At 70.1% G+C, this 25,297-nt stretch carries 21 protein-coding genes, 1 tRNA gene, 1 other RNA gene and 2 pseudogenes; 11 read left to right on the top strand and 14 right to left on the bottom strand.

The genetic code is table 11. The features are described 5' to 3' along the window. Positions 1 to 25 precede the first annotated feature (25 nt). Genes ACZ7CF_RS09395 through ACZ7CF_RS09385 form a run of 3 tightly spaced genes read right to left on the bottom strand, consistent with a single transcriptional unit; the run spans position 26 to position 6,830 of the window. Positions 26 to 4,174: an SbcC/MukB-like Walker B domain-containing protein gene (locus tag ACZ7CF_RS09395; protein ID WP_470369364.1), complete on the bottom strand. Its 4,149-nt coding sequence runs from the start codon at positions 4,172 to 4,174 to the stop codon at positions 26 to 28. After that, positions 4,171 to 5,361, bottom strand: coding sequence for a TIGR02678 family protein (locus ACZ7CF_RS09390; protein ID WP_360386431.1), 1,191 nt, complete (start codon positions 5,359 to 5,361; stop codon positions 4,171 to 4,173). Before ACZ7CF_RS09390 ends, ACZ7CF_RS09395 begins: the two co-directional genes overlap by 4 nt. Beyond that, positions 5,358 to 6,830 carry a DUF2397 domain-containing protein gene (locus ACZ7CF_RS09385; protein ID WP_470369363.1) on the bottom strand — a complete coding sequence of 491 codons (1,473 nt, stop codon included), beginning with the start codon at positions 6,828 to 6,830 and terminating at the stop codon, positions 5,358 to 5,360. The genes ACZ7CF_RS09390 and ACZ7CF_RS09385 overlap by 4 nt, the downstream gene beginning before the upstream one ends. A 72-nt stretch (positions 6,831 to 6,902) precedes the next feature. Here ACZ7CF_RS09385 and ACZ7CF_RS09380 point away from each other — a divergent pair, with 72 nt between their 5' ends. Then, positions 6,903 to 7,835, top strand: a complete 933-nt coding sequence (locus ACZ7CF_RS09380; RefSeq protein WP_470369362.1) for a cobalamin biosynthesis protein — start codon at positions 6,903 to 6,905, stop codon at positions 7,833 to 7,835. Here ACZ7CF_RS09380 and ACZ7CF_RS09375 read toward each other — a convergent pair. Genes ACZ7CF_RS09375 through ACZ7CF_RS09360 form a run of 4 tightly spaced genes read right to left on the bottom strand, consistent with a single transcriptional unit; the run spans position 7,743 to position 10,294 of the window. Then, a complete protein-coding gene (locus ACZ7CF_RS09375) occupies positions 7,743 to 8,570 on the bottom strand; it encodes an SURF1 family cytochrome oxidase biogenesis protein (RefSeq protein ID WP_470369361.1) in 828 nt (275 codons plus the stop codon). The genes ACZ7CF_RS09380 and ACZ7CF_RS09375 overlap by 93 nt on opposite strands. 4 nt (positions 8,571 to 8,574) lie before the next feature. After that, on the bottom strand, positions 8,575 to 9,123 hold the full coding sequence (locus ACZ7CF_RS09370) for a DUF1349 domain-containing protein (RefSeq protein WP_458429248.1): 549 nt from the start codon (positions 9,121 to 9,123) through the stop codon (positions 8,575 to 8,577). Between the two features lie 5 nt (positions 9,124 to 9,128). Further along, positions 9,129 to 9,845, bottom strand: coding sequence for a fructosamine kinase family protein (locus ACZ7CF_RS09365; protein WP_458429247.1), 717 nt, complete (start codon positions 9,843 to 9,845; stop codon positions 9,129 to 9,131). Further along, positions 9,842 to 10,294, bottom strand: coding sequence for a low molecular weight protein-tyrosine-phosphatase (locus ACZ7CF_RS09360; RefSeq protein WP_470369360.1), 453 nt, complete (start codon positions 10,292 to 10,294; stop codon positions 9,842 to 9,844). The genes ACZ7CF_RS09365 and ACZ7CF_RS09360 overlap by 4 nt, the downstream gene beginning before the upstream one ends. A gap of 63 nt (positions 10,295 to 10,357) precedes the next feature. Between ACZ7CF_RS09360 and ACZ7CF_RS09355 the strand changes: the two genes are divergently transcribed. Genes ACZ7CF_RS09355 through ACZ7CF_RS09340 form a run of 4 tightly spaced genes read left to right on the top strand, consistent with a single transcriptional unit; the run spans position 10,358 to position 13,155 of the window. Further along, positions 10,358 to 10,564: a hypothetical protein gene (locus ACZ7CF_RS09355; RefSeq protein ID WP_030472678.1), complete on the top strand. Its 207-nt coding sequence runs from the start codon at positions 10,358 to 10,360 to the stop codon at positions 10,562 to 10,564. Positions 10,565 to 10,601: 37 nt separating this feature from the next. Next, positions 10,602 to 11,597 carry an Rv2231c family pyridoxal phosphate-dependent protein CobC gene (gene cobC, locus ACZ7CF_RS09350; protein WP_360386450.1) on the top strand — a complete coding sequence of 332 codons (996 nt, stop codon included), beginning with the start codon at positions 10,602 to 10,604 and terminating at the stop codon, positions 11,595 to 11,597. Further along, positions 11,594 to 12,418: a Nif3-like dinuclear metal center hexameric protein gene (locus ACZ7CF_RS09345; RefSeq protein WP_360386453.1), complete on the top strand. Its 825-nt coding sequence runs from the start codon at positions 11,594 to 11,596 to the stop codon at positions 12,416 to 12,418. Before cobC ends, ACZ7CF_RS09345 begins: the two co-directional genes overlap by 4 nt. Further along, positions 12,415 to 13,155: a zinc ribbon domain-containing protein gene (locus tag ACZ7CF_RS09340; protein ID WP_360386456.1), complete on the top strand. Its 741-nt coding sequence runs from the start codon at positions 12,415 to 12,417 to the stop codon at positions 13,153 to 13,155. The genes ACZ7CF_RS09345 and ACZ7CF_RS09340 overlap by 4 nt, the downstream gene beginning before the upstream one ends. A 10-nt stretch (positions 13,156 to 13,165) precedes the next feature. Here the strand turns inward: ACZ7CF_RS09340 and ACZ7CF_RS09335 are convergent, their stop codons facing one another. Beyond that, a complete protein-coding gene (locus ACZ7CF_RS09335) occupies positions 13,166 to 14,170 on the bottom strand; it encodes an LLM class flavin-dependent oxidoreductase (protein ID WP_470369359.1) in 1,005 nt (334 codons plus the stop codon). A gap of 239 nt (positions 14,171 to 14,409) precedes the next feature. Here ACZ7CF_RS09335 and ACZ7CF_RS09330 point away from each other — a divergent pair, with 239 nt between their 5' ends. Further along, on the top strand, positions 14,410 to 15,114 hold the full coding sequence (locus ACZ7CF_RS09330; RefSeq protein WP_470369358.1) for a hypothetical protein: 705 nt from the start codon (positions 14,410 to 14,412) through the stop codon (positions 15,112 to 15,114). A gap of 12 nt (positions 15,115 to 15,126) precedes the next feature. Here the strand turns inward: ACZ7CF_RS09330 and ACZ7CF_RS09325 are convergent, their stop codons facing one another. Next, a complete protein-coding gene (locus tag ACZ7CF_RS09325; RefSeq protein ID WP_470369357.1) occupies positions 15,127 to 15,321 on the bottom strand; it encodes a hypothetical protein in 195 nt (64 codons plus the stop codon). 332 nt (positions 15,322 to 15,653) lie between these two features. Here ACZ7CF_RS09325 and ACZ7CF_RS09320 point away from each other — a divergent pair. Together ACZ7CF_RS09320 and ACZ7CF_RS09315 are read left to right on the top strand one after the other, a co-directional pair. Continuing rightward, positions 15,654 to 16,429: pseudogene (locus ACZ7CF_RS09320) on the top strand (transposase). 170 nt (positions 16,430 to 16,599) lie between these two features. After that, a pseudogene (locus ACZ7CF_RS09315) lies at positions 16,600 to 17,479 on the top strand (IS982 family transposase). Between the two features lie 206 nt (positions 17,480 to 17,685). Here the strand turns inward: ACZ7CF_RS09315 and ACZ7CF_RS09310 are convergent. From ACZ7CF_RS09310 to ACZ7CF_RS09300, 3 genes are all read right to left on the bottom strand, one after another. Further along, positions 17,686 to 19,911, bottom strand: a complete 2,226-nt coding sequence (locus ACZ7CF_RS09310; protein ID WP_470369356.1) for a UvrD-helicase domain-containing protein — start codon at positions 19,909 to 19,911, stop codon at positions 17,686 to 17,688. Then, complete coding sequence (locus ACZ7CF_RS09305) at positions 19,908 to 20,735, bottom strand: hypothetical protein (RefSeq protein WP_470369355.1); 828 nt, start codon at positions 20,733 to 20,735, stop codon at positions 19,908 to 19,910. Before ACZ7CF_RS09305 ends, ACZ7CF_RS09310 begins: the two co-directional genes overlap by 4 nt. 770 nt (positions 20,736 to 21,505) lie before the next feature. Further along, positions 21,506 to 21,591: transfer RNA gene (locus tag ACZ7CF_RS09300), tRNA-Leu, on the bottom strand. 119 nt (positions 21,592 to 21,710) lie between these two features. Between ACZ7CF_RS09300 and ACZ7CF_RS09295 the strand changes: the two genes are divergently transcribed. Further along, a complete protein-coding gene (locus ACZ7CF_RS09295) occupies positions 21,711 to 22,811 on the top strand; it encodes a bifunctional RNase H/acid phosphatase (protein WP_470369354.1) in 1,101 nt (366 codons plus the stop codon). Positions 22,812 to 22,813: 2 nt separating this feature from the next. On the opposite strand, the gene ACZ7CF_RS09290 is transcribed toward ACZ7CF_RS09295, so the two are convergent. Together ACZ7CF_RS09290 and ACZ7CF_RS09285 are read right to left on the bottom strand one after the other, a co-directional pair. After that, a complete protein-coding gene (locus ACZ7CF_RS09290) occupies positions 22,814 to 22,993 on the bottom strand; it encodes a hypothetical protein (protein ID WP_360386512.1) in 180 nt (59 codons plus the stop codon). A 19-nt stretch (positions 22,994 to 23,012) separates the two neighbouring features. Then, complete coding sequence (locus ACZ7CF_RS09285; protein ID WP_360386515.1) at positions 23,013 to 23,534, bottom strand: NAD(P)H-dependent oxidoreductase; 522 nt, start codon at positions 23,532 to 23,534, stop codon at positions 23,013 to 23,015. A gap of 176 nt (positions 23,535 to 23,710) precedes the next feature. Here ACZ7CF_RS09285 and rnpB point away from each other — a divergent pair. Continuing rightward, positions 23,711 to 24,104: RNase P RNA component class A (gene rnpB / locus ACZ7CF_RS09280), an RNA gene on the top strand. Between the two features lie 17 nt (positions 24,105 to 24,121). Beyond that, entirely contained in the window at positions 24,122 to 25,246 is a 1,125-nt protein-coding gene (locus ACZ7CF_RS09275) for a threonine synthase (RefSeq protein ID WP_470369353.1), read from the top strand. Positions 25,247 to 25,297: the final 51 nt, after the last annotated feature.

The following is a 25,297-nucleotide window of genomic DNA, read 5'->3' as shown; positions in this document are numbered from 1 at the left end:
CGGGCGGGGGTGCCGAGGTGTCCTGCTAGGGGTCGATGCGGTCCAGCACCGCGCCGTCCCACGTCGTCTGCGTGCACGCCACACCCCGGCCGTTCTTGGGCCGCAGCACGTCGTAGATGTGCATGCGCGGGATCTTGTCGGACACGCCCCAGCCGCTCGGCCAGGTGATCACCCAGTCCATGTCGAGGTCGACCAGCAGCCCCAGCATGCGCGCGATCGTCGGGTCGTCGAGCCGTTCGAACGCCTCGTCCAGCAGCACCAGCCGCAGCGGGTCGAACTCGTCGCTGACCGCGTCGTAGAAGCTGGCCGCCGCCGCGAACAGCGTCACGTACGAGATCAGCCGCGTCTCGCCGGACGACAGCTGCCGCAGCCGGCGTTCGCGCGGGTTGCCGTCGGGGCCGGTGTCGCCGACGGTGACCGTGAACTGGTGCCACGTCCGGTAGTCGAGCGCCCGCGACAGGATCTCCGCGTAGCCGCCGGAGTGGGTGTCGCGCTCGTTCTCGATCCGCTCGGTGAACACCCGGCGCAGCGTCGCGTCCTGCTCCGGCGTGCGTTCGCCGAACGGCAACCGCACCAGCGCAAGCGCTTGCCGGGTCTGGTCGTCGAGCGCCGCCGACGACTTCCACGCCAGCTTCACGTGCACGCCCTGGCTGGACCGCGCCCGCGACAGCACCTCGTTCATGCGCCTGGTCAGGTCCTCGGCCACGGCGACCTGCCCGCGCAGCCACTCCGCCAGGTCGCGGATCAGGTAGTCGGCGAAGATCCCCTGGTACTGCTCGTCGAGGAACCCGCGCTGCTCACCGAGCCTCGTCGAGACCTGCCGTGCGGCGACGGCGACGGGCTTCGCGCCCTCCTCGCCGGTCACCGTGACGGTCAGCAGGCCCGCGTGCTGCTCGGCGGCGATGTCGTGGCTGCCCGCGAGCGACGTCTGCAGCGCCTGGAGCTTCGCGATCACCGTGGCCTCGGTGCCGCCGCGCCGGTCGCCCGCCGCCGCGATCGCCTGGCGCACCGCGGTCTCACCCGTCTCGCCGTCCCAGTCCGGGAACGCGGCCGCGAGCAACCCCGGCGCCCGCACGGTCGCCGCGAAGGTGCCGCTCGCCCGCTCCCTCGCCGCCGCGGCCTCGGTGACCTGGGTGGAGTTGGTCTCCAGCAACGCTTCCAGCTTCGCGGCCTGCTCGCGCGCCGTCGTGATGCCCTCGCGCACGCCCTTGAGGTCCGCGCGCATCTTCTTGCGCGACCTCTCCAGCTGCGTGAGCTGCTCGCTGATCTCCTTGGCCTCGCCGCCGACCGCGTCGGTGAGCTCGGCCAGCGTCCCCGCCTGCGCCGCGTGGTCCACGCACCGCGCGTCGGCGTCGGCCTCCGCGGTCTGCCGGTCCGCGACGGCCTCGTGGTAGCGGTGCGACGCGTCGGTGAGGTCGGAGATCGTGCCCTGGCACCGCCTGCGCACCGCGTCGGCGAGCAGGTCCGCGGTCCGCTGGGCGTCCGCGGCCGCCGTCCTGGCCTGCCGCAACGCCTCGGTGTCCGCGGGCAGGCCCGCGTCGCCCGCCTGGCGGGTGAGCTCGCCGCGGGCCGCCTCCAGCCGGGAACCGGCGTCCTCCAGCGCCTCCCGCAGCTCGAACGTCCGCTGCCGCGCGCGTGCCGCCGACTCCTCCGCGGCCTGCACCCGGCTGTGCTTCGCGATCAGCTCGCCGTCACCGGGGAACGCCGCCACGTGCGCCTCCCACGTCGCGACGTGCTCGTGCGCGCGGGCCAGCTCGTCCTCGGCGGTGCCGAGCCGCCGGCGCAGCTCCGCGAGCTCCTCCTCCAGCGCCGCGATCCGCCGCCCGCGGGCGGCCTCCCGCGCGCCGGCACCGATGAACTCGGCCTCGGGCTTGGTCCACGACCCGGTCAGCACCCCCGCGCGCCACACGCCGTCCGTGGTCAGGCTCAGGCCCTCCCGGTCGTCCAGCGACACCGCGCGCAGCAGGTCCGCGACGAACCCCTCCGGCACCGGCGACCCCTCCACCGCGGGCACGAGCACGTGGGCGAGCGTGCGGCCCTCGACCGGCGGGCTGGCGACGGCCAGCACGTCGGTGAGCTCGGTGTCGGCGAGCGTGACCCAGGCGTCGAGCAGGCCGCTGGCCTGCAGGGCGGCCTCCAGGCCCGCGCGTTCGGCGTCGGTGAGCGCCGGCGCGAAGTCCACCAGGCGGTAGAACGGGGCACCGGTGGCCGGGTCGCGGTCGGCCGAGACGTACCGGCCGGGCAGCGGCACGCGTTCGGCACCGGACCGCAGGCCGACCAGCTCCTCGTCCAGCGCGTCCAGGCGGGCACGCAGGTCCGCGCGCTGCTGCGCGTGGGCGTGGGCGGCGTCGCGGGCCGCGCGCACCAGCGGGCCGACCCACTCGCGGGCCGCCGTGGTCAGCGCCTTGGCCGAGGCCGGGGTGACCGTGGCGGGCAGCGGGAACGCCGGGTGGTCGAGGTCCGGTGCTTCCCCGTCGCCCTCCCGCGCGCTTCCTCCTTGCGAGGCGGCCGAACCGGCGAATCGAGACTCACTCGACGGGGTGAAACCCGGTCGCTCGTCGACCAGCGGCCCGCTGGTCGTCCACGTCTGCACCTGCGCCAGCCACGTCTGCACGGCCTCGGCGAGCTCCTGCGCCTCCTGGTTGCGCAGGGCGGTGGACTCCGTGGCGGCGAGCTGCGCGTCCCTGGCCTTGCCGCGCAACGACTCCACCTCGCGCTGCTGCGCGTCGAGCGCCAGCGCCTGCTCGTGCAGCGCCAGCGCCAGCGCGCCCCGCTGCCGGGCCAGCGAGGCGATCCCGGCTGCCCGCTCGACCGCGGTCGCCAGCTCGGCCAGCACCTCCTCGCCCGCGGCGGCCGGCGGCACCCGGCGGTCGATCGGCAGCGGTGCGGCCTCGGGATCGGGCTTGGCGCGCACGGTCGCCATGGTCACCGTCGCCTCGGCGGCCGGCACCTGCGGCACCACCGGCGCGAGGTCGACGTCCATGCCGGCCAGGCGCAGGTTCTCCCGCAACGGCTCGGTCAACGCGTCCGCCGCCGACAGGTCCTCCGCCAGCCGCCGCAGCAACCGCAGCACGGTGTCGACCGCGGCGTCCTCCTGCGCCCGCTGCCGGTGCGCCGTCTCCAGCGCCGCGACGGCGGAGGAACGCATCTGCGCCACCAGGTTCTCGCGCGTCTTCAGGTCCTGCAGGTCGCGGAACGCCGGCAGCTCCTTCAGCGCCGCGATGGTCTCCTCCGCCTGCTGCTCGCCGGTCTCCATGTCGACGAGCGCCTGCTCGGCCGCCGCGCGTTCGACCCGCGTGAGGTCCAGCTCCGACACCAGCTTCGACTGCTCGCGCTGCAACCGGGTCAGCGCCTTCTCCGCCGCGTCCAGCCGTTCGGACGCCGAGCGCAGACCACCGAACGCGTAGTCCGAGTAGGTCTTCAGGAACGTCGACAGCGCACTGTCCGCAGTGGACAGCCGGACGATGTTCTCGCGGATCGACTCCAGGTCGTCGAACGACGTCGCCAGCTGCTCGACCATCGCCTGGTCCAGCGGCGGCAGCGCGTCGGACAGGATCTGCTCCAGCTGGCCTTCGAGCACCTTCAGGCCGACGTCGGGGTTGCGCAGCGTCCGCTGCAGGTGCAGCAGGTCGCCGTAACGTGCGGCGGGCACGCCGTAGACCGCGTCGGCGACCTTCGCGCGGAACGCCGGTTCCTCGAACATGCAGTCCGCGCCGATCAGGTCCCGCAGCTGCGCCGGGCCGTGCGGCACGCGTTCCGGGCCGGCGAGCTGGAGCTCGGTGCCGACCCGCATCGGCGTGACGAACCGCCACGAGTCCGTGATCGCCTGCGACGTCTTGGACGCCTTCACGCCCAGACCGCAGGTCAGATACTCGTTGCCGGAGTGGTCGGCCGCCTCGCGGACCAGCTCCACCCACGCGTAGCCGATGCGGTTCGGCCCGCCGTCGTAGTCGTCGAGCATCAGCCGCCGGATGCTGACCGTGTCGAAGCCCTTGGACCCGAGCTGGCGCAGGTCGCCGTCCAGGCACAGCGGCAGCAGCAGCTCCAGCGTGCGGGACTTGCCGGAACCGTTGGTGCCCTGGAAGATCGCGCGGCCACCGGAGAAGTCGAACGTCTGCTCGGTGTACTGCCAGATGTTGACCACGCCGCCGCGGTGCAGCCGCCACCTGCTCATGACACGTTCTCCTCGTCGAACAGGGACCAGCTCGGCACTTCGCGCACCACAACGGGTTCCGGTTGTTCTCGTTCCGGGTCGCCGTCGGGTGACGGCAGCCAGCGGTGCGCGGCAGCGCTGATCGACCAGCCCTCGGCGCACGGGACCGCGAGTCCCATGCGCCGCAGCAGTTCCGCCACCTCGGCGACCAGCCGGTCGAGGTCGTCGGTGAACTGCTTCGACCACGCGGCCGGGTAGTCCTCCACCAGCCGCGCGCAGACCTCGCGGAGCCGGTCGACCGTGACGACGTGCCGTGCGGGCGCGTCGTCGGACGGGTCGTCCAGCAGGTCCGGCAACGCGAGCAGCGCGATGCGCGCGACCGTCGAGACACCGGGGAACGACAGGTCCGTCAGGTAGTCCTCGGGGTCGGCGGCCAGCACGCCCTCGACGCGGCACTCGGTGAACAGCCCGAAGGCCTGCTCCAGCAGCGCCGTCTCCTTGCGCTGGTTGCGCCGCAGCCACTCCGCCTGGTCGGCGGGCAGGTCCGCGTAGAGCACCAGCGGCGTCTCGACCAGCTTGCGCCGCACCGCGTGCTCGACACCGCGCGGACCCGGTCTGGCCGCCAGCTCGACCAGCCGCGCCGGGGAGTCGGCCTCGCCGACCGGGCCGGTCACGAGCTGGCCCAGCAGGTCCGTGTCGATCGTGATCAGCGCCTCCTGCGGCACCACGTCCTGCGCGACCGAGCCCTCGGTCTCCTGCAGCACGCCGAGGGACACCAGGTGCCGCAGCGCCGCGGTCAGCGCCCGCCGCTCGGTCACGTCGTCGGGTGCGCTGATGCCCGCTTCGGCCGCGGCGGACCGGATGTCGGCCACCAGCCGGGACAGCAGCGCCTGCCGGCCGGTCCCGGTCAGCACGGCCAGGGTCAGCGCCAGGTAGGCGTACCCGCGCGGCGACATGCTCAGCACGCCGCGGGTGTCGTCGTTGCCCGGCCCCGACTTGTACAACCGCGCGAACCGGCGCTCCACCACGAGCCGGTACCCGAGCAGCCCGGCGAACAGGTCCTGCAGCACCGCCCGGTGCCGGTAGACGAGCGCCAGCAGCTCGCCGTCCGGGCCCTCGGAGCGCAGCAACGGCCTGCGCAGCAACGTTCGCGCGCACCGCACCACGTTCGCGGCGTCGATCTCGGAGAGGGTGTCGAAGTGGTTCATCGCTCCAGGGCCACCGTGGCGTCGTGCAGCGTCAGCGTCCCGGCGGCGGACTTGATCTGAGTGGTCGTGCCGGGGGTGATCGCGAGCTTCAACCCGCGCACGGGATCGCTGGCCGACCCGCTGTCGCGCGGTGAGTCGCGCTGCGCCATCGCCAGGGTCAGCAGCTCGCAGAACACCTCCAGCGCACCGTGCGACAGCGTTGTGCCGCCGAGGTTCCCGGCCGCGGAGGTCAGCTCGGCCACGTGCCGCGCGCGGACCTCCTCCGCCTCACGCGCCTCCGCCAGCAGCGACTGCTCGGTCATCGGGTCGTCGAGGATGCGCGACGGCCGCCCGCGCCCGCCCCGGTCACTGCGCGACCGCACGCTGACCGTGACGTCGCAGACCGGGCCGTCCCGCCACGGCGTGCGCTCGTTGTCGGAGTCGTGCTCGGGCGCGGGGGAGAGGTGGCGGGAGGAGTACAGGCCGAACGCGGAGGCGTAGATCTCGTGCGCCTCCTCGCGGGTGGCGCCGTCGAACCAGCTCGCGAGCTTGAGCAGCTCGGCCCGCCGGCCGGGCAGCAGGCCGCCACCGGACGTCGCACGCTTCACGCTCGCCAGCAGGCTGCCGATCGCGCGGGCGGTGGCCTCGCGCAACGCCGTGACCTGGCTCGGCCGACCGGGCCGGTCGACGAACCAGTCGGTCAGCTCCTGCCAGTCCTCCGGCGTGCGGCCGCGGGCGCGTTCGACGTGGGCGCCCAGGTCGGTGCCGAGCAGCCGGAGCAGCTCGGAACGGGCCTTCGCAAGCGCGGCGAGCGCCGCCGCGATCGGCGGCGTGTACTTCAGCACGTCCTCGACGACCCGCTGGATGTACTCGACCAGCAGGCTGCGGAAGCCCGCGATCTCCTCGGGCGCCAGGTGGTTGCGCGTCACGACCTGGCCGAGGTAGGCGTAGAAGTCGCGGACCGTGGCGGCGAGCTCCGCGTGCTGCAGGAACAGGGTGGTGACGCGTTCGGCGAGCAGCTCCCTGGTCTTGTCGCCCTCGTTCAGCAACGCCACCGACAGCGACCCGCCCAGCTCGTTGAGGCCGCGTTCGATCGCGGGCAGCAGCTCGCGCGACACCTCGCGGGCGCCCTCGGGCACCCGCAGCAGCTCGTCGACGTCGCGCTGCACGCGGACGGCGAGCTTGGAGACCTGGTAGCGGACGCTGCCGTGCTGGAACTCGGCGATGCTCGCGGCCACGACCTCGCGCCGGCCCTGCACCAGGTTGCCCCACTCGACCAGCTGCCGCAGCCGGTTGATCACGTTCTCGATGCGCGACTCGCCCTGCTCGACACGGCCCTCGCGCTCCTGGCCGGCGAGCGCTCCCGCGACCTCGCCCGCGCTGAGGTCGGCGAGCAACGTGGAGGTGAACAGCCGCATGATCGCCAGGTACGTGCGCTGGTGATCGCGCGCGTCCAGATAGGCGTACAGCTTCAGCCTCTTGTGCTCCACGACCGGCCACCCTAATGCGCGTGCCCGGGCGGTGCGGCGCTACCGTGCCTTCGACGAGCTGGGGAGGATGCCGTGGGCGCGGGTCGCGCGTTGGGGTTGGTGCTGGGCGTGGCCGCGGACGCGGTGTTCGGCGATCCACGCCGATTTCACCCGGTAGCGGCATTCGGGACCGCCGCCGCGGCACTGGAGAAGCGCGTGCACGCCGACTCCAGGGCCGCCGGCGTCGCCTACACCACCGTCCTGGTCGGCTCCGTCGTCGCAGGCGGGATCGCCGTCGAACGGCTCGCGCGCCGGCACTGGCTCGCGCAGGCGCTGACCACCGCCGTGGCCACGTGGACCGTGCTCGGCGGCCGGTCGCTGGCCGACGAGGGCACGTCCATGGGCCGCGAGCTCGACTCCGGTGACGTCGAGGCCGCCCGCGCCCGGCTGCCCCACCTGTGCGGCCGCGACGCAGCCCGGCTGGACACCTTCGGCCTGGCGCGCGCGACCGTGGAGTCCGTGGCGGAGAACACGTCCGACGCCGTCGTCGGCCCGCTGGTGTGGGGTGCCGCGTTCGGCGTGCCCGGCCTGCTGGGCTACCGCGCGGCGAACACGCTCGACGCGATGGTCGGCCACAGGTCCGCGCGGTACCTCAGGTTCGGCTGGGCGTCCGCGCGGCTGGACGACGTGCTGAACCTGCTGCCCTCACGGTTGGCGGCGCTGCTCACCGTCGGCGGTGCGCCGGTCGTCGGCGGCTCGGCCCCGCAGGCGTGGGAGACGTGGCGCCGTGACGCCGCCGCCCACCCGTCACCGAACGCGGGCCAGGTCGAGGCGGCCTTCGCGGGCGCGCTGGAGATCAGGCTGGGCGGCCGCACGGTGTACTCGCACGGCGTCGAGGAACGGCCGGTGCTCGGCCACGGCCGCAACCCCGACTCAGGTCACGTGACGCGTGCCGTGGAGCTGTCCCGCGTCGTCGGCCACGGTGCCGCCCTGGTCAGCGCCTTCGTCGCCGTCTTCCGCAAGTAGCTCGGCGATCGACTTCCGCTTCGCCTTCGCCTTCGGCGCGGTGTCGAGCGCACCGCCCGGCCGCGCCTCGCGGATCGTGAAGTACAACCACCCGCCGACCGCCATGACGCCGAACGCGATCCACTGCAGCGCGTAGGAGTAGAACGGCCCTGACTCGATCCGCGGCAGCGGCATGGTGTCCAGCGCGCCCGCCTGGCCGTCGATCAGCTGGTAGTGACCGGGCTCGATGCCGGGCCCGACGGCGTCGTTGTTGATCGAGTAGATCTGCCGGTGCCCGTCCTGCTGGATCGCCGGTCGCGCGTCCGACTCGTTGGTGCGCGCGAGCCCGACGATCGTGACCTCGCCCGTGGGGGCAGGGGCGAACCCCGGCGGCTTGATGCCGTTGACCGGCCGCACGTAACCGCGGTTGACCAGCACCTTCTTGCCGCTGTCGGTCTCGAACGGCGTGATGACGAGGAACGCGGCCTCGCCCTGGACCGTGCGCAGCCGGGCGAGCGCCTCCCCGTCGGGCAGGTACCGGCCCTTCAGCTCGACCTTCTGCCACTCGTCGTGCTGCGCGCCGAACGGCACCGCGGCACTGGCCAGCGACTTGGTGATCGCGGAGTTCTGCCCCTGGCGCTCGTCGTTGCGGCCGAACTGCCACGGCGCCAGGAAGTAGACGCACGCACCCGCGAACACCCAGACGGCCAGCGTCAGCGCCAGCCAGCCCGGCTTGAGGAGGAACTTGAACCGCACCACCTCACGGTAGATGCGTGACCTGGACCTCCTGGAACTGGGTCACGAACCCCTCACCCTCCGGGCTGGCGGCCATGACGCCGACCTTGGTCTCGATGTCCGGCGGGAAGTAGGCCTGGCGCAGCACCGTGGTCGGCTCCTCGCCGTCGACGCCGTACCGGATCCAGACCGCGTCGCCGCGGCGTTCGGCGGAGACGGTGAACCGCTCGAAGTCGCCGGTCAGAGCCAGGTTCCAGTCGGAGAAACCGCGGGTCACGACCGCGCTGGGACGCAGCTGCCCGTCGAACAGCTCGACGCCGGCCTTGATCCACGTCTCGTCGTCGACGAGCAGCCCGATGCCCGCGTGGTCGTACTGCGCCGCGTACTCGCCGGAGAAGGTCGCGGTGATGGTGAAGTCGCCGGCCAGCGTGACGCCGTAGAGGTGACCGCTGTCACGCACGACCCCGTTGCCGGTGCGGCGCCAGAAGTCCGAGCCGGGGTCGGCGTGCACGGTCAGCGGGGTGGCCGACCACTTCGCCGGTTCGTTGAGCCAGGTCCAGGTGGTGAGGTCCATGACCCTCATCTTCCCCGCAAAGCGGTCCGCGCCGCCGCCACCGCCTCTGTCCGGTATCCGCCACCGAACAGCACGGCGTGCACCAGCAGCGGGAACAGCTGGTGCAGCGGCACCCGCTCTCGCCACCCGTCGGCCAGCGGCGCGACCTCCCGGTACGCCCCGAGCACGTGGTCGAGGAACGGGCAGCCGAACAACCGCAGCATCGCGAGGTCGCTCTCCCGGTGCCCGCCGTGCGCCGCGGGGTCGATCAGCCACACCTGCCCGTCCGCGCCCCACAGCACGTTCCCGCTCCACAGGTCCCCGTGCAGCCGCGCGGGCGGCTCGGCAGGCCCGGCGAGGTCGGCGATGCGCTCGTACAGCTCGCCCAGGTCCAGCCCGACCCGCACCGCGTAGGGCTCGATCCGCTGTGACGCGAACCACTCCGGCCACGACGGCGCAGGTTCGTTGACCATCGGCGCCTGTCCGATCGTGGCCTCCCGCGGCCCACCGGGTGGCGGTGCGCCGAACGCCGGCGCGCCCGCCTGGTGGAGTGCGGCCAACCGGCGCCCGAAGGTCACGGCCGCCTGAAGATCCGGCGGGCCGACCGGGACCTCGTCGATCACCAGTTCGCCGCCGTCCGCCGAGTGCACGACTGGTACCGCGGGGCCGCCGTCGACGCGCAACCACCGCAGGCCGGCCGCCTCCGCCGCCGTGGCCCGCGCGGACTGGACCTTGCGCCTCAAAGCCTTTCCCGCACCCACGCCAGCAGCTCCGGCACCGCCGCCTCGATCATGCCCAGCACCTGGTCGAAGCCCTGCCGGTCGCCGTAGTACGGGTCCGGCACGTCCACGCCGTCCGCGTCAGGGTCGAACGACCGCAGCAACCGGACGCGATCAGGACCGACCATCCGGCGCAACGCGCGCGCATGACCGGAGTCGAGTGCGACGAGCAGGTCGGCGTCGAGGTGCTCGGGACCGACCTGCGCGGCCACGTGGTCGGTGGGGTAGCCGTTGTCCGCCAGCGTCTTGAGCGCACGCGGATCGGCCGGGTCCCCCACGTGCCAGCCGCTGGTGCCCGCACTGGACACTTCGACGTGGGAGGACAATCCTTCGCGCAACACCCGCTCACGGAACACGAGCGCTGCCACGGGGGACCGGCAGATGTTGCCGGTGCAGACAAAGGCGACCTTCACCGCCACACGGTAACGCTCAACCCTTGTCGCAAGATGTACGGACAAACGACATGGAGGCCGCCCATGCAGACCGGTACTGACGTGCCCCCGCAACGGGAGATCATCGGGTGCACCGACGCCCTCGGGCGCCGTCGTGCGTTCGAGGTGTACCTCAACGAGAAGGGGCGTGTGTGCTTCCGCACCCCGCCCGGTGAGTCCGCGCAGCTCGACGCGTTCCAGCTGGACGAGCTGATCAGCCACCTCACCGAGCTCCGCCGCTACATGCAGTGACGCGCGCGCCTGGGCTGGTCGCTTACTATTTGCCGCGATGACCAGCCCAGACCTGCGCCACCACGGTGACGTCGACGCCGCAGCGGGCCTCGCCGACTTCGCCGTCAACGTGCGGGTGCCGCGCCCGCCCGCCTGGCTGCGCGACCGGCTGTCCGCCGCGCTCGACGACCTGGGGCGCTACCCGTCCGCGGCAGCGGAACAACGCGCCCGTGAGGCCGTCGCCGGCCGGCACGGGCGCTCACCCGACGAGGTGCTGCTGCTCAACGGTGCCGCCGAGGGCTTCGCGCTGCTGCCGAAGCTCGCGCCCCGCCGTGCCGCGATCGTCCACCCCGGCTTCACCGAGCCGGAGGTGGCGCTGCGCGACGCCGGGGTCCCGGTGGAGCACGTCACACTGAGCGGCGACTTCACGTTGCCCGAGGTCAGCGCGGACGTCGACCTGACCGTCGTCGGCAACCCCACGAACCCCACCTCCGTGCTGCACCCGGCCGCGCGCGTCAAGCGGCTGCCCGGTCTCCTCGTGGTCGACGAGGCGTTCATGGACGCCGTCCCCGGCGAGCCCGAGTCGCTCGCGCACGACCCGGACGTGCTCGTGCTGCGCAGCCTCACCAAGACGTGGGGGCTCGCCGGGCTGCGCGCCGGTTACCTGCTGGGCGACCCGGAGACGTTGCGGCGCTTGGCGTTCGGCCGCCCGCACTGGCCGGTCGGCAGCCTCACGCTCGAAGCAGTCACCGCGTGCTGCGAACCGGCGGCGCTGCGGGAGGGCGAACGGCTCGCGTTCGAGGCCGCCGCGCACACCGCGCACGCCGTGCAGCAGCTGGGCGACCTCGTCGTCGTGCCGCCGAAGGGCCCGTTCGTGCTGCTCAGGGTGCCGCGCGGAACGCGTGAGGCGCTGCGCGACAAGGGGATCGCGGTGCGGCGCTGCGACACGTTCCCCGGACTGGACGACACGTACGTGCGCGTCGCGATCCGGCCGCCGGAGGAGTTCGCGGTCTTCGTGGACGCGCTGCGGGTAGTGATGGAGGAACTGGCGTGAAGCTCGCCGAGGTGATCGCGGTGCTGGCGGACGCGTACCCGCCGCGGATCGCGGAGAAGTGGGACGCGGTCGGCCTGGTCTGCGGTGACCCCGCGGAGGAGGTCACCAGGGTCCTCGTCTGCGTGGACCCGACGCGGTCCACTGTGGACGAGGCGGTCGAGGTGGGCGCGCAGCTGCTCGTCGCCCACCACCCGCTGCTCCTGCGCGGCGTCAACGGTGTTCCCGCCGACGAGCCCAAGGGCGCGTTGGTGCACAGGCTCATCCGCAGCGGCACCGCGCTGTACTGCGCGCACACCAACGCCGACAGCGCGCTGAACGGCGTGTCCGACGCGCTCGCGCAGGCCATCGGGCTCCAGGTGACCGGCCCGCTGGAGCCGACCGACGAGCCCGGTGTCGGCCTCGGCCGCATCGGTGAGCTTCCCGCCGCCGAGCCGTTGCGCGTGTTCGCCCAGCGCGTCGCCGACGCGTTGCCCGCGACCGTGCAGGGCGTGCGCGCCGCCGGCGACCCGGACCGCCCGGTCAAGCGGGTCGCCGTGTGCGGTGGCGCCGGCGACAGCTTCCTCGGCGCCGCCACCGCGGCGGGCGTCGACGCGTACGTGACCGCCGACCTGCGCCACCACCCGGTCTCCGAGCACGTCGAGGCCGGCGGGCCCGCGCTCGTCGACGTGGCGCACTGGGCCAGCGAGTGGCCGTGGTGCGAGCAGGCGGCGGAAATCCTGCGGGAGGCCTTCGGCGGTAGGGTCGACGTACTCGTCTCCACCCGCCGGACCGATCCGTGGACCGTCGGTGCGACGAGCTCAGCAGCAGGAGGACTTGCGTGAAAGCCGATCCCGCAGTGCAGCGCAGGCTGCTCGACCTGGCCCAGGTCGACGCCGAACTGGCGCGTGTCACCCACCGGCGCCGTACGCTGCCGGAGATCGCGGAGATCGCCGAGGTCGAGCAGCTGGTGCGCACCAAGCAGGACGCGCTGGTGGCCGTCGAGACGACGCTCGGCGACATCGACCGCGACGTGAAGCGCCAGGAGACCGAGATCGACCAGGTCCGCGCCCGCACCGACCGCGACCGCAAGCTGATGCAGTCAGGTTCCGTCGGCGCCAAGCAGCTCACCGACCTCGAACACGAGCTCGCCACCCTCCAGCGCCGCCAGGGCGTCCTCGAAGACGACCTCCTGGAGCTGATGGAGCGCCGCGAGGCCGTGGCCGCCGACGCCTCCTTCGCCCGCGTGGAGCTCGACAAGGCCCGCGAGACCCTCGAAGCCGCCGCGCGCCGCCGTGACGCCGCACTGGCCGACCTGGAGGCAACCGAAACCCGCCGCACCGCCGACCGCACCCTCATGGCCAAGGGCTTCCCGGACGACCTGCTGAAGCTCTACGACCGCCAGCGCGAACAGCGCGGCATCGGCGCGGCCGTGTTCCAGACCCGCAGCTGCGGCGCGTGCCGCATCGAGCTCGACCGCAGCGCACTGGGCAAGGTCAGGGAGGCCGCCGCGGACGAGGTCGTGCGCTGCGAGGAGTGCGGCGCGATCCTCGTGCGCATCGCCCAGCCCGCGGGCGCCTGACCCACCCTCGTCACCCGGCCGGCTGCCGCCCCAGCGCGGGAGCCAGCCGCGTGGCGATGTCAGTCAGCAGCTGCACGTAGTCGGCGTGCTCGAAGCTGAACGGCAACGCGAACGCCACCTCGTCGACCTCCCGGAACGCCGGGTCGGCGTGCAGCTGCTCCGCGATCTGCTCGGACGTGCCGACGAGGTCCCGCGCGAACATCATCCGCCGCGGCCCCACCGGACTGGCCGTCCGCGGCGTCCGTTCGTCCACGTACCGCTGGTACTTCTCCCGCTGCTCAGCCGTGGCCGAGTCCGTCGGGATCACCACGAGCCCCTGCGACACCCGCGCCTTGTCGCCGTCGGGGTGGTGCTCGCGGAACTTCCGCACCAGCGCGTGCTGAACCCGCGCGAAGTCCTCGGACTCCTCGGCCTGCACGACGTTGCTGGTGAGGAAGTTCAGCCCGTTCTCCGCAGCCCACCGCGCCGACCTGAGGCTGCCCCCGCCGTACCAGATCCGCTCGCCCAACCCCGGCGAGTGCGGCTGCACCCGGTCCGACCAGACCTCGATGCCCTCCCTGCCGCTGAACTCGACGGCCTTCTCACCCCTCACGAACCGCAGCAACCGCTCCAGCCGCCCGTAGCCGAAGTCCTCCACCTCGGCCGTGTCCGGGTAAAGCGCACCCTTGACGTCGTCCCAGTGCATCGGCGGCCCGACGCTCAGCCCGGGGTTGAGCCGCCCACCGGACAGCACGTCCACCGTGGCCAGGTCCTCCGCGAGCCGCAGCGGGTTCTCCCACCCCAGCGGGATGACGGCGGTGCCGAGCGCGATCCGGCTCGTCCGCTGACTCGCCGCCGCCAGCACCGCGACCGGCGACGAGATGCCGTGCTGCAGGTGCCGGTGCCGCACCCACGCGCTGTCGAAGCCCAGCTCCTCGCCGAGCTCGATCAGCTCCAGGGTGGACCGGTGGCCGGCAGCCGGATCGTGCTCGTCGAACTGCCCGATGGTGAGGAACCCCAGCTTTCGCAACGGCATGCCCGCCAGGGTAGGTGACACCTCAACTACCCGGCCACCGCGTCCACATGCTGGTATGCGCGCATTTTCGAAAGTGGACACAATTCTTCGTGAATTGTGGACAACTGCGATCAAGTAGCCGCATACCTCGTACGGGTTCCCGAAACTACGAGATTGTTGCGCAAATCTTATTCTCTGCGGATTTGCGGCTCATGACGTACGTTTCAAGGGTCTTGCTCCTCTCTGCCAAGGTGGGCGAAATGGCGATGTCTCGAAGGCAGGCGTTGGTGAACGCCGGTCGCGGTGCCGCGGTTCTCGCAGTCGGTTCACCAGCGCTGACCGCCTGCGGTGCGGCCAAGTCGATGCTCGCGGGAGCGGCGGGGGCCTGGCTCGCGGAGCTGGGCGATGCGATCAAGGCCGACATCGCGGCGAAGGCCGTCGAGAAGGGGAAGCTGGCGTTCGAGGAGCTGTGGAAGAAGTGGGAGAAGCCCACCTCGGACATGAAGACGAAACAGGTCGCCGAAGGGTTCGCGTACTTCGGGACCACGATCTACGGCCACGCCGTTCCGGGCACGACGCTGGTGAGCGTGCACCGGGTGAGGCAGGTCGACCCGGCCACCGATCGACTGGCCTGCGTGAGGGAGTCAGGTGAGCACGTGGTCCTGGAGAGCTGGGCGTGGAAGGGGATGCTCGCCTTCATCAAGCACGAGCTGGAGGGCAAGGAGGGCGACGACAAGCTCCACGCCCTCCAGCTGCTCGCCATGACCTTGATGCCGCACGGTGCCGTCCTGCCCGGCACGACGCCTGCCGGATCGGTCAGCTGGGTCAGCTACCCGGCGCGCGACGGCGCGGTCGAGATCGTCAAGTTCAGCGACGGCGGCAAGGACAAGGTCGGGGTCACCGCTTCCGGCTACTTCTCCGGCGACCACGGCAAGGCTACGAAGCTGACCTTCGATCTTGCGTGATCGCTTCACTCCTCACGACGGGGTGTCGGCACTGGCTCGATCTTCGTCGTCTGCTCGCCGGCGGTCAGGAACGACCGCGTTGATCGAGTTGACCCTGTTGCCGCCGTAACTGCTGGCGTCGACGAGCTTGCTGGGCGCTGGCAGGACTTCCGCAACAGGTGCCGTTTTCGCTGTGGCCTGAGCGGACAGGTGGCCGGTGGTGGCCACCGACTGACACGACTGGTGGGTGTGTTCCAGCGGCGTGCAGAGAGTCCTCGGGGTGTGATGCCGGGGACGTGGCCGCCTCTCGGGTGTGCGAAGACCTTGAGCAGAAAACAGCAAAAGAGGCCGTCTGCGCGACGACCTCTCAGTGCATGTGGTTAACGCTGGTGTCCGAGGGCGAAGTCACACACTATTCACTCGTGTCGCTCTGCCTGGCATCGAGTAGGTCTACCCGGCCTGTTCGGCACACGAAGGTCGTCCGGCGGCAATTACGCCGGACGGCCTCATGCCTAAAGGTTGTCCCGTAACGGCGCGTTGCCGCGGTCAATGATCTTGGTGTGGATCAGGTGATCAGCGCGGACCGGCCGGAGTGGGTGCCGGTGTTCACGGGCTTGTCGGTGCCGGTGTTCCGCAAGCTGGTGCGGGTCGTGGCCCGTGGTGGCGAGCAGACCGGCACCGGTCGGCGCTGGGGTTTGCCGCTGGCAGATCGGGTGTTGCTGGTGGCGATGTACTACCGGACGAATCTGACGTTCCGGCAGGTCGCGCTGCTGTTCGGATCTCGAAGTCCGCGGTGGGCCGCGTGGTGGATCACCTGGCGCCGCTGCTGGCGCTCGCGCCGGTGACCCGCTGGCACAGCCCGGACACCGTGCTGATCGTGGACGGCACCCTTGTCCCGACCCACGACCGCACCATCTCTGCGTCGTCGAAGAACTACCGGTACTCGGTGAACATGCAGGTCGTCATCGACGCCAACACCCGCCTGGTCGTCGCGGTCGGCGACCCCACCCCAGGCAACCGCAACGACTGCCGCGCCTACACCGACTCGCGCGTCGACCAGCAGTGCCGGGGCGCGAACGTGATGGCCGACGGCGGCTACCAGGGCAACCCCGAAGTGATCATGCCCTACCGCAATCCCCGCAAGGACCAACCACCGCTGCCGCAATGGAAAGAAGACCTCAACACCGTCCACAAGAGCATCCGCGCACGCGTCGAGCACGCCCTGGCACACATGAAGTCCCGGAACATCCTGCGCAACTGCCGCCGCAAACGCGACGGCGTCTGGCACGCCACCCGAGGCATCGCCCAGATGCGCAACCTGACCATGACCGCCTGAACGACCACCGGCCGCAAGCGACACCGCTGTCACCCGCTTGCCCCGCCAACACTATTGATCATTACGGGACAACCTTTGGTGTTCGTAGGCCGCTAGACAAGTAATGCGTAAGTCGAGGCGGTAGCCGAAGACGGACGAAAGGTGTCCAAGATCAGTTTGTAACCACCGATCTGAACACCCTTCTCACCGCGCTCTACGTCAAGATCGACGACCACCTTGCGGGCAGGACCCGCTTGGGAAGGCCGCGAAACTCACCGACGCCGAACTGATCACCCTGGCCGTGGCCCAGGCGCTGCTGGGATTCACCTCCGAGGCCAGGTGGTTGCGGTTCCTGCCCGCTCGCATGCCCGGCGCGTTTCGGTACCTGCCCGGCCAGTCCGGCTACAACCGCCGTCTGCGCGCCGCGTTACCCGTGGTCAAACAGGTCATGCGGTGGCTGGCGACTGACACCGACCTGTGGACCGATGCCACCTGGATCGTCGACTCCACCCCGGTCGAATACGGCCGCTCCCGGCCGACCGTGAAGCGCTCGGAGCTGGTCGGCTGGGCCAAGTACGGCTACTGCCGCTCACACTCGCGCTCGTTCTGGGGCCTGCGCCTGCACCTGGTCTGCACACCCGCCGGGCTGCCCGTCACCTGGGCACTGGGCGACCCGAAAATCGACGAACGACAGGTGCTCATGGCGATCTGCGACCACGAGCCCACCTACTCGCCGACCGCCCCGGTCTGCTGATCATCGCCGACAAGGGCTATGTCTCCCGCGAACTCGACCACTACCTCACCGGACGCGGAGCCCGGCTGATCCGGCCGTCCTACCGCAACCGGCCCCCGCACCCCGGCGAACACCTGCTCAAGTCCATCCGCCAACTCATCGAATCGGTCAACGACACGCTCAAAGGACAGCTTGACCTCGAACAGCATGGTGGCCGCACCATCGAGGGCGTCGGAGTTCGTATCGCCCAACGACTTCTGGCCCTCACCGCCGCCATCTGGCACAACCGCGCCACCGGCCAACCCGTCACCCGATCACTGACCGCCTACGACCACTAACCGACATACGCATTACTCGTCTAGCTGCGGACCTTCGCGCGGCGGGACGCGGCGGCACCTTGACCCCCACGTGTCTCACCGTCAAATATCGCGTCTCGGCGCCGGGGGATGGCGCCGCGCTACAGGGACAGCCGCCACTCGCTGACAACCACGTCCCCGCTCTCTGTCTGGCGCCCACAAGTCCGAACAGCATTCTGTCGTGCACGTCACGCTAGGCTGCCGCGCTCCTGCTTGATGAGTCCATTGGCGACCGCCCTGCTCAGCACCTCGGCGATTCCGCCGTCGTCTTCGTTCACATAGACACGCGCCTCCAGTTCAGCGCGGCTGAGGGCGAGGTACAACAGAGAGAGAAGCCGGGTGCGCTCGCTCGGGGTGGTCCTGGTGGGGTCCATGTCCGGGACACCCGCGACCAGGACGGCGTCGAACTGCAGGCCCGCCAGATACTCGGCGGGGCCAACGACTAGTCCTCGTTTGCGGTAGCGGAACCCTTCGACGTCGGACCTCCCGGTGATCGTCGAGACGTGGAACTTTCCCGATGTGCTGAGGCGGGACGCAAGCTCGCTAAAGCGGCTCCACTGCCGGCTATCTACGATGGCGAGTGCGATGCGGCCGCGGGAGTACAGGTTATGCATCGCCTTGACGATGTCGTTCTCCTCGGCGGCACGTGTGGCGGCGACGCTAAGGAGGGGGAGGGGTCCTGGCTCCCGCGCCGACTCCACCGCGCTGATGTTGATCTGCCAGTCCTTGCCGAGGTCCAGCGTAGGGAACTCGTGGTGGACATGCTTGATCAGGTCGAGGATCTGGGGGGTGAACCGGTGCACCGTGCTCAGCTCGAGGTTGGTGACGTCGCCGATCTCGTCCTCGAACGAGGACGAGGAAGATCGGGTGTCATCGGCCGCGAAACCAATGAACGCCTCAGACGGAGACTGGCGAGGATCGACCGCCATGAACACCCGTGGGTAGACACTGACGTCCCGCGACAAATAGTGGAGTACCTGCCGCTCCAGTGGGCTGAACATGTGGAACTCGTCCACGAAGATCAGGTCGTAGCCCTGGGTCTTGCGGGCTCGGTTCCACGCGTGCGTCTCCAGGTGGCTCAAAAGGTCGGCCAGCACCTGGTCTGACGTCAGCGTCGACCGTGCTTCGAGGTTCTCCATGTACTTGGTGTAGACGGCGAAGACGACCCGCATATCGTTCCGGCTCTGCAACGGAAGCATCCACGTCGACCTCGGCTGCTGGAAGTACTTCGACTCGGCGCCGGCGCCGGGGAAGATCGCGGCGGCGCCGATGACGGAACCGAACTCCACGAGAAGATCCCAGGCCAACGCGTTGCGATCGTCCTCGTTCAAAGAGTCGAACCTGGCTCGCAGGCTTTCTGTGACGCCGGCGCGGTAGGTGATCCAGTCACCGGCGACGAAGTCGCTCAACACCTCCAGGATCTCGTCCAACTGAGCTCTCTTGCCGCTGAAGCTGTCGTCGCCAGCCAGGCTGAATCCGGAGTCGTCCTTGGCATATTGCGGCGAGATGGTGGTCGCGATTTCAAGCAATGGGAAGACGTCGATCTCCTGCAACAGCCCCACACCCATGGAATCGAGCGAGTCGGCGATCTCTGTGGCCAGGGACCAGCTGTGAGTCACCATCAGAACTCGCGGCTCGTCACCCGCGTCCCTTGCGCTCAAAACCTCTCTCATCGCCTTGAGCGTGAGGGCCAGCGTCTTGCCGGAACCCGCCGGTCCGCGCAGCCGGATCGACTTCGTAGCCGGAGCCTCCACGAAGGAGCGTTGGTCGTCGGAGATCTTCCCCATCCACTGGTCGTATGACCAGCCTTTCGTCGTTGACTGCTCCAGGAGCGTCAGCTCAATCTCGACATCGGCTGGCCGAACCCGCTTAGCCTGCTCAACCCGTTCGGCGCAAGCTGCGACAGCCGCGTCCCAGTCCTTTTCCCAGCCAGGCGGAAGGGCAGGCTTACTCGACTCGAACTGCTCCAGCGTCGTTGTCCGGTCGGACGACGTCATGCCCCAGAGGACGATATCGGGAGGCTCGCCCGGCAGCAGTTCCGCGATCCACCGTCGTGCTTCGGGGTTGTCACGCGGGGTTGTGAAAAAGGCGAACAGGTTGTTGTGCTTGTACTGGTGCCAACTACGGGGCAGTGTCAGCGACGCCGTAGTCCGAGCGCGCTCGGCGAACGACGCCGCTCGGCTGAGCACATCGGTTGTTAGATCCGTGATTCGGTTGGGTGTGATGCGGTCTCTTGTGTCTGAACTCCGCAGCACGATGATCCGCTGCTCGTCAGACTTGTCGTTCACGCTCAGCAGGACATCGGCAGCGTCCCCGAAGTGCTCCAACATCCGCGGAGAGGAGGGAATGGCCTCAGGTGACAACCCGGTAGCCAGTTCTTTGAGCGCTTCGACCGTTGTGACGAGCGGTTTCACTTGTACATCGCCCCCAGGTACTCGGAGTGGAGGTCCCGCACGTCCTCGTACGCAGAGGGGAGACCGATCGACATGAACACATGCGCGAATCGCTGCGCCAACGCATGGGTGTACCGGTCTTGGAGGCGGGAGATGCGCCGATATTTTGACGAGCTCCTATCGGGGCTAAGCGCGATCTCTGTTTCCTGAACTTGTTCAAGGTGACGTAAGTAGGCGAAGTACCCGAGGCTGTTGCGGGCAGCGATCGATGAAAGGAACAACGCGTCCCCAGGAGGGTTCGAGTAGGCGTTTTTGAATTTGTTGACGATTCCGTCGATTATTTTTTCACGCTTCTGCGGATTGGGTGCGCCGACTTGCGAATCCACCAGAAGCTGGACCGCATCGTCCAGCGTCTCCGGCTTTCGGCTGAGCAGGCGGATGGATTCGCAAGCCGCCTTGACGTCGTCTGCACGCCGACCGCTCAACCCGAGTGCCGCGACAATCTCATTTGAGTCTTCTTCGCAGGGCCACGCCTTAAGGCGCTCCTCTGTGATCTTCGGCGCTGTGGGTGGTAGCGCCTTGCGCAGCTCATCGACAAACTTATTCATGGCCTTATCGCGAAGGCCGGGGATCTGCATCTCCAGCAGGTACTCCTGCTCGGTGAACAGCGGAACGCACGTCACGCGCCCGTGATGCTTCGCGCGCGCCAGATCACAGTCGGCCGTGAGCACGACAAGATGCCTTCGCCAAAGCGAGGCCGCCGGATCGGCGGCCTCGAGGACGTCACCTTGCCTGAGCGGGTCGACGACGCTGGTGTCCTGGTACTCCGCGAACGAGACGGTCATCTGGTCCTCCGGCGGTCGGAGATGCCAGCCGCTGAGCGTGGTGTCAGTTTGGGCGGCATGGCGTCATCTGCTGGTGGGGTTCGGCATATCGCCCATTTCGTTTGAGGGCGGCCGACCGTTACGCAGGGCGCCACGCCTGAGCGGCTTAGGGCACCGCGAGAAGTCAACGGATCTTGCAGGAGAACCACCTCCTGTGGTCGGAGTAGGTACAGCTGACCCGTCCAGTGCGTAGGGCCCGTCCTGTGAAGCCATGCGGGACGGGTCTCGGTCAATCTGAGTTGTCCTGCCGGGACGGATGAAAGATTGGACGGGGGACGGAGCCAAGGTGCATGTCCCCTGTGGCCTTTGGGCACCACAATGCGGCTGACCGGACAATTGCGGCGATGGTCGCGGCACAGGACGATCCCGGCGCGAGGCCGAGCAGGGAGGTCGTGAAGAAGCGACTCGCCGACGCGGAGGCGAAGCTCCGGCGTTCCAGGCGGTGATCGCCGCCGGTGTCGATCCGGCCGCGCTGATGAATGCAATCAATGAGACGGAGGAGCAACGCGCCGCGGTGAAAGCCGAACTTGACGGTTCGCCCGCGCCGAACCTGGCGTCTGCTGCGGAACTACAGGCCGCAGTGGACTCCCTGGCAGATGTGACCGTGATCATCAACGCGGGGCAGCCGGCCAAGCTGGCAAGGCTCTACGGGGAACTCGGGATCGAGCTGAGGTACGGCAAAGCAAAAGAGGCCGTCTGCGCGACGACCTCTCAGTGCGTGTGGTTAACGCTGGTGTCCGAGGGGGGACTTGAACCCCCACCCCCTTGCGAGGACTAGCACCTCAAGCTAGCGCGTCTGCCATTCCGCCACCCGGACCGGTGTGGCTGAAGCATATACGCCCCCTGAACACCCCCTGAACCAGGGGGCACGCAACGCCGGCACGCCCGCCTACGATCGGGGCCGCACAGGCGCGTGGACAGCGAGGAGGACGGCCGGTGAAGGTCATCGTCGAGGCCGACGGGGGGTCGCGGGGCAATCCCGGGCCTGCTGGGTACGGGGCCGTTGTCCGCGACCACCGGAGCGGGGAGACGCTGGCCGAGCGCAAGGGGTTCGTGGGGGTCGCCACCAACAACGTGGCCGAGTACCAGGGGCTCATCGCGGGGCTCAGGGCTGCGGCGGAGGTCGGGGCCGGGGTCGTCGAGGTGCGGATGGACTCCAAGCTGGTCGTCGAGCAGATGTCGGGGCGGTGGAAGATCAAGCACCCCTCGATGCAGCCGTTGGCGCAGGAGGCGCGGCAGGTGGCGCAGGGGTTTGACCGGGTCTCGTACGAGTGGATTCCGCGGGAGCGCAACCGGCAGGCTGACCGGCTTGCGAACGAAGCCATGGACGAAGCGCAAAAGCCTCAGGAACCCCGAAAGCCCTCCCAACCAGTCCAAGCCGAAGCGGAAGGCGACAAGCAACCGCACTGGAGCGGAGCCACGGGCGAGCCCACGCGGCTGATCCTCCTGCGGCACGGGCAGACCAGGTTGAGCGTCGAGCGCCGCTACTCCGGCCGCGGCGACCACCCGCTCACCGAGTTGGGGCTGGAGCAGGCGGCCAAGGCCGCGCAGCGGCTGTCCGAGGTGGAGGACGTCGCGGCGGTCGTGTCGTCGCCGTTGCAGCGGGCCGCGCAGACCGCGCGGGAGGTCGCCGGCGCGGCCGGGCTTGAGGTGGTCACCCACCAGGGGCTCATCGAGACCGATTTCGGCGCGTGGGAGGGGCTGACGTTCGCGGAGGCGGCGCAGCGGGACCCCGACGTGCACCGGCGGTGGCTGGGGGACACGAGTGTCCAGCCGCCGCAGGGGGAGAGTTTCGACCAGGTGCACGCGCGGGTGCGGAAGGCGCGCACGGACCTGATTGCCAAGTACGGCGGCAAGACGCTCGTGGTCGTGAGTCACGTCACGCCGATCAAGACGTTGCTGCGGCAGGCGTTGGACGTCGGGCCGCAGTTCCTGTTCCGGATGCACCTGGACCTGACCGGCGTCTCGATCGCCGAGTTCTACCCGGACGGGCACGCGTCGGTGAAGTTGATCAACGACACGTCACACCTGGGCTGAAGCTAGGAACGGCGGCGGTGCACCGCCAGGGCGACCGCCGCCGCGACCAGGGCGCCGCTGAGGGCCAGCACCTCGACGTCGGGGAGGGTGGAGGGGTCCGCGGACGCCTCTGCCGGTGGTCCGGTGTCGAGCAGCAGGAAGGTGAAGACGGCCAACAGGAGCACGACGCCGAACAGCTTCACGGTTCCCCTCCCGGAGTGGTCAGCCGGCCTTGCGCAGGTGGGGCGTCAGCGCCGTCATGAACCGGTCCGCCGCGGCCTCCAGCGCCGTGGTCGCCGCCGGGGTGCCGACGTTCTGGTCCAGCACGAACTCGCCGCGCACCACGTGGTCCGCGCCCTTCGAGGCGAGCAACGGGTGCAGCGCGTAGTCCATCGCCACCAGGAACCCCTGGCTGCCGCCGGTCGCGAGCGGCAGGACGGCGCGGCCGCGCAGCGCCTTCTTCGGCAGCAGGTCCAGCAGCGCCTTGACCAGGCCGCTGTAGGCCGCGCGGTAGACCGGGGAGGCGACGACGACGCCGTCGGCGGAGAGCACGGAGCTCACGGCCGCGGCGATCTCCGGGTCGCGCAGGTCCTCGGTGAGCAGCGACAACGTCGGCAGCGCGCGCACGTTCAGGTGGGTCACGCGGTGGCCGGCGGCCTCCAGCAGCGCGGCGACGCAGGACACGACGAGACCGGTGGGCGCGGCGGGGGACGGCGCGCCGGAGATGATCAGCAGCTCGGACACGGCAGGGCACTCCCTGAGATCGCGGACGTGGGCGGTGGCGGTCTCAGCGGCAACACAGGCTGGCTGCCACGCGGCCGTAGTCGACGTGGCGACGTCGTGTCATGGGTGTGAGTGAAGCAACGTTCGGACCAGTGGACAACCGCTCCCAGCCGCTGGGATATCCTGGTGGACGCGGATGAGTCGGCAGGGCGGCCGCGGCGGGAGACCGTCGAGGAAAGTCCGGACTCCACAGGGCAGGGTGGTTGTTAACGGCAACCAGGGGCGACCCTCGGGATAGTGCCACAGAGAACAGACCGCCTCGGCCCACGGCCGGGGTAAGGGTGAAACGGTGGTGTAAGAGACCACCAGCGCCCCAGGTGACTGGGGCGGCTAGGTAAACCCCACCCGGAGCAAGGCCAAGAGGGCGCCTGACCGAAAGCGACGGCGCCTGCGCGAGCGTTCGAGGGCGGCCCGCCCGATGCTCGCGGGTAGGCCGCTAGAGCCTGTCGGCGACGGCAGGCCGAGATGGATGGCCGCCGAGCGGGGCGTGAGCCCCGTGAACAGGATCCGGCTTACATGCCGGCTCATCCGCCTGTATTGATGGACGCATGCTTTCTCACCTGGAGTGCGCCCGGTGCGGCCGTGAGCACGACGCCAACGCCGTCCAGAACCTCTGCCACTCCTGCGCCTCGCCGCTGCTGGCCCGCTACGACCTGACCCGCGTCACCCGGCCGACGGCCGAGAACTCGCTGTGGCGCTACCGCGACGTGCTGCCGGTGTTCAGTCCGGACCCGGCGTTCAGCCTCGGCGAGGGCATGACCCCGCTGGTGCCGCTGCCGGCGCTGAGCCGGGTGCTGGACGCGAACGTCATCATGAAGGACGAGTCGCTCGTGCCGACCGGGTCGTTCAAGGCCCGCGGCGCGGCCGTCGGCGTCGCGAAGGCCAAGGAGCTCGGCATCAAGGGCATCAAGATGCCGACCAACGGCAACGCGGGCGCCGCCTGGGCCCTGTACGCGGCCCGCGCCGGGTTGCGCAGCGTCATCGCCATGCCCGAGGACGCCCCGCTGATCACCCGCGAGGAGGTCGCGGCGAGCGGTGCCGAGCTGCGGATCGTGCCCGGCACCATCGCCGACGCGGCCAAGGCCCTCGCCGACGTCGACCTGTTCGACGCGTCGACCCTCAGGGAGCCCTACCGGATCGAGGGCAAGAAGACGATGGGCTACGAGATCGTCGAACAGCTCGGCTGGCGGGTGCCCGACGTGATCGTCTACCCGACCGGCGGCGGGGTCGGCCTCATCGGGATCTACAAGGCGCTGCAGGAGATGCGCGAGCTCGGCTGGATCAGCGAGAAGCTGCCCAGGCTGGTCGCCGTGCAGGCGACGGGCTGCGCGCCGGTCGTGCGGGCGTTCGTGGAGGGCGCGGAGGAGTCGGTGTTCTGGGAGGGCGCCCACACCGCCGCGTTCGGCATCAACGTGCCGAAACCGCTGGGGGACTTCATCATCCTCGAAGCGCTCCGGCAGACCAACGGCACCGCGGTCGCCGTCACCGACGAGCAGATCGAGGCCGACCGCGCCGAGTGCGCCCGGCTCGAAGGCGTGTTCCTGTGCCCGGAGGGTGCCGCGACCGTCAGCGCCGTCAGGCAGCTGCGCGCGGACGGCTGGCTCCAGCCGGCCGACGAGGTGGTCGTGCTCAACACCGGTGCGGGCGTCAAATACCCGGGGATCCGCCTCTAAGTACGCGCAGGCCCTGAGGGCGTTACAGAAATGCGGCCGTTCGAGTGGTGC

The organism is Lentzea sp. NPDC036955 (genome assembly GCF_055608005.1).
The sequence above is the reverse complement of the archived record's forward strand: the minus strand, read 5'-3'. Positions and strand labels throughout refer to the sequence as shown.

Bases quoted from the DNA above. Each gene is read 5' to 3' on its own strand.
- ACZ7CF_RS09355 (WP_030472678.1), top strand. From the start codon at position 10,358: ATGCAGACCGGTACTGACGTGCCCCCGCAACGGGAGATCATCGGGTGC.
- ACZ7CF_RS09330 (WP_470369358.1), top strand. From the start codon at position 14,410: ATGGCGATGTCTCGAAGGCAGGCGTTGGTGAACGCCGGTCGCGGTGCC.
- ACZ7CF_RS09335 (WP_470369359.1), bottom strand. From the start codon at position 14,170: ATGCCGTTGCGAAAGCTGGGGTTCCTCACCATCGGGCAGTTCGACGAG.
- ACZ7CF_RS09395 (WP_470369364.1), bottom strand. From the start codon at position 4,174: ATGAGCAGGTGGCGGCTGCACCGCGGCGGCGTGGTCAACATCTGGCAG.
- ACZ7CF_RS09275 (WP_470369353.1), top strand. From the start codon at position 24,122: ATGCTTTCTCACCTGGAGTGCGCCCGGTGCGGCCGTGAGCACGACGCC.
- ACZ7CF_RS09370 (WP_458429248.1), bottom strand. From the start codon at position 9,123: ATGGACCTCACCACCTGGACCTGGCTCAACGAACCGGCGAAGTGGTCG.
- ACZ7CF_RS09305 (WP_470369355.1), bottom strand. From the start codon at position 20,735: ATGACCGTCTCGTTCGCGGAGTACCAGGACACCAGCGTCGTCGACCCG.
- ACZ7CF_RS09390 (WP_360386431.1), bottom strand. From the start codon at position 5,361: ATGAACCACTTCGACACCCTCTCCGAGATCGACGCCGCGAACGTGGTG.
- cobC (WP_360386450.1), top strand. From the start codon at position 10,602: ATGACCAGCCCAGACCTGCGCCACCACGGTGACGTCGACGCCGCAGCG.